This window comes from Micromonospora sp. M51, from assembly GCF_018070305.1.
Lineage (GTDB): Bacteria > Actinomycetota > Actinomycetes > Mycobacteriales > Micromonosporaceae > Micromonospora > Micromonospora parva.
On record NZ_JAGPXZ010000267.1, the window covers coordinates 1 to 7,361 of the forward strand.

9 protein-coding genes are annotated in these 7,361 nt (G+C 72.4%); 4 read left to right on the plus strand and 5 right to left on the minus strand.

Annotated elements, in window-relative coordinates:
• Positions 1-102 precede the first annotated feature (102 nt).
• Entirely contained in the window at positions 103-549 is a 447-nt protein-coding gene (locus tag KBX53_RS16050) for a hypothetical protein (RefSeq protein WP_051708488.1), read from the plus strand.
• Positions 550-706: 157 nt separating this feature from the next.
• A complete protein-coding gene (locus KBX53_RS16055) occupies positions 707-1,948 on the plus strand; it encodes an ATP-binding protein (protein ID WP_030331772.1) in 1,242 nt (413 codons plus the stop codon).
• A gap of 24 nt (positions 1,949-1,972) precedes the next feature.
• On the opposite strand, the gene KBX53_RS16060 is transcribed toward KBX53_RS16055, so the two are convergent.
• The gene (locus tag KBX53_RS16060; protein ID WP_210860113.1) at positions 1,973-2,521 is read right to left on the minus strand and encodes a GNAT family N-acetyltransferase; all 549 of its coding nucleotides are present in this window, start codon (positions 2,519-2,521) and stop codon (positions 1,973-1,975) included.
• 133 nt (positions 2,522-2,654) lie between these two features.
• On the opposite strand from KBX53_RS16060, the gene KBX53_RS16065 reads away from it, so the two are divergent.
• Positions 2,655-3,200 carry a DoxX family protein gene (locus KBX53_RS16065; protein WP_030331775.1) on the plus strand — a complete coding sequence of 182 codons (546 nt, stop codon included), beginning with the start codon at positions 2,655-2,657 and terminating at the stop codon, positions 3,198-3,200.
• Between the two features lie 215 nt (positions 3,201-3,415).
• Positions 3,416-4,882 (plus strand): glycosyltransferase 87 family protein, encoded by a 1,467-nt coding sequence (locus KBX53_RS16070; protein WP_030331776.1) that lies wholly within the window; start codon positions 3,416-3,418, stop codon positions 4,880-4,882.
• A 21-nt stretch (positions 4,883-4,903) separates the two neighbouring features.
• On the opposite strand, the gene KBX53_RS16075 is transcribed toward KBX53_RS16070, so the two are convergent.
• The 4 genes from KBX53_RS16075 to KBX53_RS16090 all read right to left on the minus strand — a co-directional run.
• Positions 4,904-5,332 carry a molybdenum cofactor biosynthesis protein MoaE gene (locus KBX53_RS16075; RefSeq protein WP_030331779.1) on the minus strand — a complete coding sequence of 143 codons (429 nt, stop codon included), beginning with the start codon at positions 5,330-5,332 and terminating at the stop codon, positions 4,904-4,906.
• A complete protein-coding gene (locus KBX53_RS16080) occupies positions 5,329-6,585 on the minus strand; it encodes a molybdopterin molybdotransferase MoeA (RefSeq protein ID WP_210860117.1) in 1,257 nt (418 codons plus the stop codon). The genes KBX53_RS16075 and KBX53_RS16080 overlap by 4 nt, the downstream gene beginning before the upstream one ends.
• A gap of 68 nt (positions 6,586-6,653) precedes the next feature.
• On the minus strand, positions 6,654-7,124 hold the full coding sequence (locus KBX53_RS16085) for a molybdenum cofactor biosynthesis protein B (protein ID WP_030331783.1): 471 nt from the start codon (positions 7,122-7,124) through the stop codon (positions 6,654-6,656).
• Positions 7,121-7,361, minus strand: a 241-nt coding sequence (locus KBX53_RS16090) for a cyclic pyranopterin monophosphate synthase MoaC (RefSeq protein ID WP_305797952.1), incomplete at its 5' end; no start/stop codon positions are given. The genes KBX53_RS16085 and KBX53_RS16090, both read right to left, overlap by 4 nt.

Consider the following 7,361-nt stretch of genomic DNA (forward strand, 5'->3'; position numbering starts at 1 on the left):
GGCCCGTTCCCGCCGGCCGGCCCGACGCCCGGTCAGCCGGCCGGTCCGATACCGGGTCAGCCACCCGCCCCGTGGGGTCAGCAGCCGCCCGGCGGCTACGGGATGCCGCCCGCCGCGCCGACGAAGACCGGCCGCAACGTCGCCCTCATCATCGCGGCGGTGGTGCTGCTGGTGCTCTGTCCGTGCCTCGGCCTAGCCGGTTGGGCGGTCTGGAAGGTGGCCGACGCTGGCAGCGATGCGGCGCGTACCCCGTCGACGAGCGCTCCGGTCGTGCCACCCGCCCTGCCCAGCGACGCGCCGCCGTCAGCCGCGCCGTCTCCGGACGAGGAGTTCGCGCGGGGCGACTGCGTGGTGAACGACGGCAGCGAGGACGACGCGGAGCTCCGCAAGGTGCCGTGCGGCCCGAACACGTATCAGGTGCTGCTGCGCATTCCGGCGACCACCGACGGCGACCGGTGTGAGGTGCTCGCGCCTCAGGCGACAGCGAACTACGTGCACGACAACTCGGTCGACCTGTTCGACTACGTGCTCTGTCTGAAGAAGCGGTAGCTCCGAGCTGGGCGGCCGGTCCGCCGATTGGCAAAACTAGGGCTGTCTAGCGTCCACGCTAGACAGCCCTAGTTTGTTGTCGACGGTTCCGACACGCCGGTAGCCGCATCTATCCATGTCTAGCCCCGCAGCTAGATGGCCCGATAATCTGCGATGCGTGGATCCGGTCCGCAACCCGTACGCGCCGGGCGCCGGCCAGCGCCCGCCCGAACTCGCCGGGCGGGGGCGGGAGCTGGACGTCTTCGACATCGTGCTGGAGCGCATCGCCCGCGGCCGACCCGAGCGCAGCCTGATGCTCACCGGGCTACGCGGCGTCGGCAAGACGGTCCTGCTCAACACCCTCCGGTCCCAGGCGATCAACCGGCTCTGGGGCAGCGGCAAGATCGAAGCTCGACCGGACCAGTCATTGCGCCGACCGGTCGCCGCCGCGCTGCACATGGCGGTGCGCGAGTTGGCCCCCCGCCACCGCGCACCGGACCGGATCGACGCGTTCCTCGGCGTCCTCAAGGCGTTCGCCCAGCGGTCCACCCCGACCGGCCGGGCCGGTGCCGCCACCAAGCTGCGCGACCGGTGGCAGCCCGGCATCGACGTGCCGGCCGCCAGCGGTCGGGCCGACTCCGGCGACATCGAGATCGACCTGGTCGAGCTGTTCAGCGACGCTGCGGCGGTGGCCAGCGACGTGGGCACCGGTATCGCCATCTTCATCGACGAGATGCAGGATCTCGGCCCGGAGGACGTGTCGGCTCTCTGCGCCGCCTGCCACGAGCTGTCCCAGCTCGGCGCACCGCTGATCGTCGTCGGTGCCGGCCTTCCGCACCTGCCGGCAGTGCTCAGCGCCGCCAAGTCGTACTCCGAACGGTTGTTCCGCTACCAGCGCATCGACCGGCTCGACCGGATCGCCGCCGACCAGGCGCTCTGCGCGCCCGCCGAGCGCGAGGAGGTCGAGTACGAGCAGAAGGCCCTCGACCTGCTCTACGAGAAGTCCGGCGGCTACCCCTACTTCGTCCAGGCGTACGGCAAGGCGACCTGGGACAACGCGCCGCGCTCGCCGATCACGGCCGCCGACGTGCGGGTCGCCGCACCCGAGGCGGAAGCTGAGCTGGCGGTCGGGTTCTTCGGGTCCCGGTTCGAACGGGCCACTCCCGCCGAACGTGAGTACATGCGGGCGATGGCCACGTTGTCCGCGGTGGAGGGCGAGCCCGGCGCGGTGGTCCGCGACGACATGGACGCCGCGGTGCCCACCGCGGAGATCGCCCGAGCCCTCGGCCGCAAGCCGGCCAGCCTCTCCCCGGCCCGGGACGCGCTGATCAAGAAGGGGTTGATCTACTCAGGTGAGCGGGGCACCGTCGCCTTCACGGTCCCGCACTTCGGCCGGTACCTGCGGACGCAGCCGGCCTGACCACCACCCACCGCGCCGGCCCGGTCAGACCTTCGACCAGGGCGCCGGAAAGAGCACCTCGCCGCGCGGCGGAGGGCCTTCCTCGCTGGTGGACGGCGGCAGCACCAACGCCTGCCACGGCTCACCGAGGCCCGCCCACGGACCGGTCAGGCCCAGCTCACTCGCCGGGCCGAACCCGAACCGGCGGTAGAAGGCCGGCGCGCCGAGGACGACGACGAGTCGCTCACCCAACTCGGTGGACGCGTCCAGTGCGGCCTGCACGACCGCTGTGCCGTGCCCGACACGTTGCCGGTGCGGCGCCACCGCCACCGGGCCGAGCGCCAGCACGGGCACGTCGGCGCCTCGCTCCGGCCGCAGACGCACCCGGGTGAGCAGCGCGTAACCGACCACCTCACCGCCGTACTCGGCGACCATGGCCAGCTCCGGCAACCAGGCGGTGGTGTCGCGCAGCTCGTCCACCAGGCTGACCTCCGGCGGCGTCGTCACGTCCGGGCGGGCGAAGGCCGCGGCCAGCACGCGGCGCACCGAGCCGGCGTCGGCCGGGTCCTCGGGGCGTAGCCGCAGCGTGGTCACCCGCGCGACGTTACCCGTCGGTGCCCGTCCATCCGTGACTGTCGCTCGATTCGGCGTGGCGTACGTGTACGAACACCAATCCGATCCTGCGGTTGCCCGGGTAGCAAACGCCGCGACGGGGTATGACTGATCCATGACGCCCGTACGCTCCCTCGCCCGCGCCATGCTGAGCGGCATCTTCGTGGTCAGCGGGTATCGCAACTTCCGCGCTCCCGGCCGGCTGTCGGCCGCCGCCAAACCCGTGACCGACAAGGTCGCACCGATGCTGAAGAAGGCGCACCCGAGCTTCCCCACCGAGACCGAGACGTTGATCCGACTCAACGCCGCCGTGCAGGTCAGCGCCGGGTTGATGCTGGCCACCGGCCGGTTCAGCCGACCCGCGGCGCTGGTCCTCGCCGGCACGCTGGTGCCGGTGACCGTCGCCGGGCATCCCTTCTGGAAGAACGACGACCCGATCGCCAAGAACAACAACCAGATCCACGTCCTGAAGAACATCGGGCTCCTCGGCGGTCTGCTGCTCGCCGCGGCGGACACCGGCGGCAAGCCGGGGCTGCGGTGGCGGACGGGCCATCGCATCGGCCACTCTCGACGTTCCGTGCAACGCGCCGTCCGGACCGCCCGACGCGAGGCCCGAATCGCCGTCCGCTCCGCCTCCACCGCACGTCGGCTCCCCGGCTGACCTGCGTCGATCCGTCTCGGTCTCACCCCCACCCCCCGCTAAGGGCACGAATTACCTGAACCACCCGGTAGGCGTTAACGCGGTGGAAATGTCAAAAACATGTGTGGGATCGGACACGGTCGCATAACGCGGGAGGCACTGACGTGAGGCGCCGTTCTAGGCTCCGTGCAGGACCTGGACGGATAGGACAACCTTGGTACGGGGGTGGCCACGCCATGCCGACGGATGTCGGTAGACGGGCGGACCGCCTCGCCCCAATCCAACGGGTGACGCGCGGGATCGACCGCGTGACGCGCGGGATCGATCGTAGGAACGTCGTACGGGGTGCCATCGTGGCCGCCGTCGCCTATGCCGCATGGCTCGCCATCGGCGCTTTCGGGCGACCGTACAACTTCTTCGACATGAAGATCTACCACGGTGCCGTGGTGTGGTGGGCGAGCGGTCACGAGCTCTACGAGTTCATCGCGCCCGAAACCACGCTCGGGTTCACCTACCCACCCTTCGCCGGGCTGGTCATGTTGCCGATGGCGCAGCTGCCGATCGACGCGGCCGGCCTGGTCAACGCCGCCGCCAGCATCGCCGCGTTGGCGCTGGTGCTGGCCGGGCTGCTCCGACCCATCGTGGACCGGCTGGGGTGGCCACTGTGGTTCACGGTGGCCGTGGCGGTGCCGCTCGCGGTCGCCATCGAGCCGGGCCGGGAGACGCTCGGGTACGGCCAGGTCAACATCCTGCTGTTCGCCCTGATCATGGCTGACCTGATCGGCCTTCGCTGGCGGTCCCGCCGGGGCACCCACTACGCCGCCACCGACGGCCCGCTGCTGCGCTTCGTCTACGGCGGGGCCTGGGCCGGGGCCGGGATCGGCCTCGCCACCGCTGTCAAGCTCACCCCGGCGCTGTTCATCGCCTACCTGCTGATCACCCGTCAGTGGCGGGTGGCGGCCACCGCCATCGGCACCACGATCGGCGTGACGCTGGGGACCTTCGCGATCGTCGGCGACGAGTCGCGGACCTACTTCGGCAGCGTGCTGTGGCAGACCGAACGGGTCGGCGCGGCGGACATGACGCCCAACCAGTCCCTCGCCGGTCTGCTCGCCCGGCTGTACGACTCGATCGAGACTCCGGGGCTGTTGTGGCTCGCCTTCTCGGTGCTGGTCCTGGCGCTGGGCCTGTCCCGGGCCGCGAGTTCCCGCGCCGACGGTGACGAGCTGACCGCCTTCACGCTTGTCGGTCTCACCGCGAACGTGATCAGCCCGATCTCCTGGACGCACCACCTGGTCTGGGTGATCCCGGCGATCATCGTGCTGGCCGACGCCGCTGTGCGTCGCCGCGAGGCGAGCCGGGGGACACCGCAGCGCACCGGTCAGGGGCCGGTCTTCGGCGGGCTCCCCGGGGTCAACGGGCTCCGCCCGCCGATCTGGTACCCGACGCTGACCGGGCTGCGCCACGGCGTCGCCGCGATCGGGCTCTACCTGCTCTTCCTGATCTCGCCGATCTGGCCGTACGAACACCAACTGCCGGAGATGTCGCACTACCAGGACGGTCTGTTCGGCGCGCTGATGGAGAACTCGCTCGCGCTCGCCCTGATCGTGCTGGTCGCCGCGCTGCCCTGGCGACCGGGTGCGGAGCCCGCGTTCTACGGCGACCGGCTGTCCAGGGCCGTGGCGGTCAACGGTCACCGCTGACGGGTGGGGGCAGGTGACCCGTCAGGGGCAGTTGACCCATTCCTCGGTGCCGTCGGTGAAGACCTGCCGCTTCCAGATCGGCAGTCGCGCCTTGACCTCGTCGACCAGCCGGGCGCAGGCCGCGAAGGCCGCCGCCCGGTGCGCGGTGCTCACCGCGGCGACCAGCGCCACGTCACCGATCGCCAGGGGGCCGACCCGGTGCGAGACCGCCACCGCGTAGACGTCGGGCTCCGCGGCGATCTCGGCGGCCACCTCGCGCAGTACCTGCTCGGCGCTCGGGTGCCCCTCGTACTCCAGGCTGGTGACCTGGCGGCCGTGGTCGTGGTCGCGGACCACGCCCTGGAAGGACACCACCGCGCCGGCCCGCCGGTCGGCGACCGCGGCCTCGTGTGCGGCCAGGTCGAGTGGCCGGTCGGTGACCTCGCCGAAGGTGACAGCTGGTGCGGTCACGACGCACGCTCCCCGGGAAACAACGGCAGGGGCACGATCGGCACCCGGTCGCCCGGCTCGCCGCTGGTGCCGGGGCGGATGACGGCGAACCCGTCCGCGCCGGCCACGCCCCGCAGCATCGCCGAGCCGACGTGGCGGACCGGGGACGCCACCCCGGCGGCTCGGTCCAGTCGGACCAGCGCCAGGTGGGTGTGGTCACCGCGGCCGGGCACCGCCTCGGCCAACGTGGCCTGCGGCAACACCGGCATCGACCGGCCCTGGAGGCCGGCGAGCAGTGGGGCGACCAGCGACACCAGCGCGACGATCGCGGACTGCGGGTTGCCCGGCAGCCCGGCCACGAACCGGGCACGCCCGTCGGGGCCGGTCAGCCGGGCCAGCAGCATCGGGAAGCCGGGGCGGACCGCCACCGTGTTGACCACGTAGTCGGCGCCGAGCGCCTCCAGGGTCGGGTGCAGGTGGTCGACCGGACCGTTCATCGTGCCGCCGGTGGTGCAGACCAGATCGGCGTTCGTCAGCGCCGAGCGCAGTGCCGCCACGTGCGCGGGCAGCGTGTCGGCCACCGGGCCGACCACGTCGGACGGGCGGACCTGGCAGCCGTAGCGCCGCAGCCACGCCGGCACCGAGGGGCCCAGCGCGTCGCGGACCCGACCGGCCGCGGGCGGGCCCGCTGTCAGCAGCTCGTCGCCGAAGACCAGCAGCGCGGCACGCGGCGCCCGTCGAACCCGCAGCGTGTCGTGCCCGCAGGTGGCCGCCAGGCCGATCACCGCCGGGTCGACCGGCGTGCCGGCCGGCAGCAACACCTCATCGGCGTACGCCTCCTCGCCGGGTTTGCGCCACTCGGGCGTGCTCCGGGGAACGCCGCTGACCAGGCCGTCAGCATTTTTCGACTCTTCCACGCGCAGCACGGCGGTGGCCCCCTCGGGCACCATCGCACCGGTCGCGATCTCGACGGTCGTGTCGTCCTCGGTGAGCGGCGCGGGGGTGCTGCCGGCCAGGACCCGCCCGACGACGCGCCACGGACCACTGCCGCGCACCGCCCAGCCATCCACGCTGGAGGTCGGGAACGCCGGCAGGTCGGTGCGGGTGGTCAACGGCTCGGCCAGGGTCGACCCGTCGGTGTCGACGAGTGGTCGGGCGACGGTGGGCAGCGCGGCGGCCAGGCCGACCGCGTAGACCCGCGAACGCGCTTCCTCCCACCCGGCAGGCGGGGGTGCGCTGACCCGATCCGCGTTGGGTGCGGTTTCCGTGCTCACCGACCGAGCCTATCGGCACGGACCGACACCCGTCCGGGCCTGGCGTGCACCAGGTGGCCCCAAGCGGTTCAGTGGTCCCCGCCGCGAAGCTGGTCGACGGTGTGCCCGAGGATCGGCCCGAGAACGGCCAGGCCGTCCCGGGCGCCACCGGTCGAGCCGGGCAGGTTGACCACCAGCATCCGACCGGCGACCCCGGCCAGGCCCCGGGACAGCACCGACGTCGGCACCCGGTCACGGCTGTGCGCGCGGATCGCCTCGGCGATGCCGGGCACCTCGTAATCCAGCAGGCCCCGGGTCACGTCCGGCGTCCGGTCCGACGGGGTCACTCCGGTGCCACCACTGGTCACCACCACGTCGACACCGTCGGCGCGGGCGGCCCGCAGGGCCTCGCCGACCGGCTCACCGTCGGGCACCACCACCGGATCGTCGACCTGGCAGCCCAGCTCGCGCAGCCCGGCGACGAGCAGCGGACCGCTGGTGTCGGCGTAGACACCGGCCGCTGCCCGATTGGAAGCGACGATCACCCGGGCCCGGATCACTGTCGGTCCTCCGGACGAACCCACTCGCCGGTCTTGCCGCCCTCCTTGCGCAGCACCCGGACCGCCTCCACCGAGGCCGCCGGGTCAACCGCTTTGACCATGTCGACCAGGGCGAGACCGGCGACGGCCACGGCCGTCAGGGCCTCCATCTCCACCCCCGTCCGGTCTGCCGTGCGGGCAGTGGCCGTGATCTCCACGGTGTCGGTGGTCAGCCGCAGGTCGACGGTGACGCCGTGC